This is a genomic window from Tepidimonas sp. (assembly GCF_046292505.1).
Classification (GTDB): Bacteria; Pseudomonadota; Gammaproteobacteria; order Burkholderiales; family Burkholderiaceae_C; genus Tepidimonas.
Map to the genome: position 1 here is coordinate 1 of NZ_JBKBQX010000107.1, position 1,146 is coordinate 1,146.

General features: G+C 62.8%; 1 protein-coding gene and 2 pseudogenes. All 3 read left to right on the forward strand.

What is annotated here, in order from left to right; translation table 11 throughout:
- Positions 1–112 precede the first annotated feature (112 nt).
- Positions 113–658, forward strand: a complete 546-nt coding sequence (locus ACK4TH_RS12015; protein ID WP_409626778.1) for a molybdopterin dinucleotide binding domain-containing protein — start codon at positions 113–115, stop codon at positions 656–658.
- Positions 659–685: 27 nt separating this feature from the next.
- Positions 686–961, forward strand: a pseudogene (locus ACK4TH_RS12020) (4Fe-4S dicluster domain-containing protein); the annotation flags it as partial.
- A 109-nt stretch (positions 962–1,070) separates the two neighbouring features.
- Positions 1,071–1,146, forward strand: a pseudogene (locus ACK4TH_RS12025) (flavin reductase family protein); the annotation flags it as partial.

A 1,146-nucleotide genomic window follows, 5' to 3' on the forward strand; every position in this document is an offset into this window, starting at 1 on the left:
GGCCACCAGATCCGCAGCTACGTGCTGGACCAGAGCCGCATCAAGGATCTGCGCACCAATGTCGAGGTGTCCAACACCTTCTGCGTGACCTGAGGAGGTCAAGGCTGAGGTCATGCCCACACCCAGCGGCCGATTCGAGATCAGGGTCAGCGAACTCGAGCACCATGCCGACTATGTGCAGGAGCGCCTGGGCATTCCACCGGAGAAAGCTCCCTTCCCGCAATGGGTGGCGCCCCGGCACGGCGGCAGCGGTACGCTGCATTTCGTCAGCCCCAAGCTCGCAGGCCAGGCCGAAGGACGCAGCGCCAACCTGCCGCACGTCACGGCGATGATTCAACCCACCCAAGGCGGGCAACACAACGTGTTTCTCGAGATCCACCCCGAAGCAGCGGCTGCACGCGGCATCAGCGATGGCGACCGGGTGCGGATCAAGAACAAGATCGGCCAGATCGAGGTCCAGGCCCGGGTCACACAGACCACGCGCCCCGATACGGTCGTGCTGCCCATGATCCATGGGCACTGGGCCCAGGGGCGCTGGGCCGAGGCCAACGGCCGGCTGCCCACCGGCAGCACCAACGAAATCACCGAAAACCTCTCGGAGCCGCTGTCGGGGCTGGTGTGCTACCACTCCGGGCTGGTCGAGGTCGAGAAAGTCTGAAGGAGAAACATCATGGCGAAATGGGGAATGGTCATCGACCTCGAAAAATGCACCGGTTGCCAGGCCTGCACGCTGGCGTGCGGTATGGAGAACAGCCGCCTGCCGGGTGAGCACTGGCAAGACGTGATCTTCTTTCAAGAAGGTGCCTTTCCGAACACCCAGCTCAAATGGTTTCCGCGGCCTTGCATGCACTGCGAGAACCCGTCATGCGTGGCCGTGTGCCCGACGCGGGCCACTTACAAAAACGAATCGGGCCAGGTGCTGGTGAACTGGGAGCGCTGCATCGGTTGCAAGTACTGCATGATTGCCTGTCCGTATGGGGTGCGCTTCTACACCGAAGAGAAACCGGTCTACGGTGGCCCGAACATGAAAGAGGTTTTTCCCGCCGAAGACGCGCACTCCTGGAACCCGGGATGGCGCACCGATCGGCCTGACCGTCAATTCGTTCAACTCCGTCTCGCTGGAGCCGCCGCTGGTGCTCTGGAGCC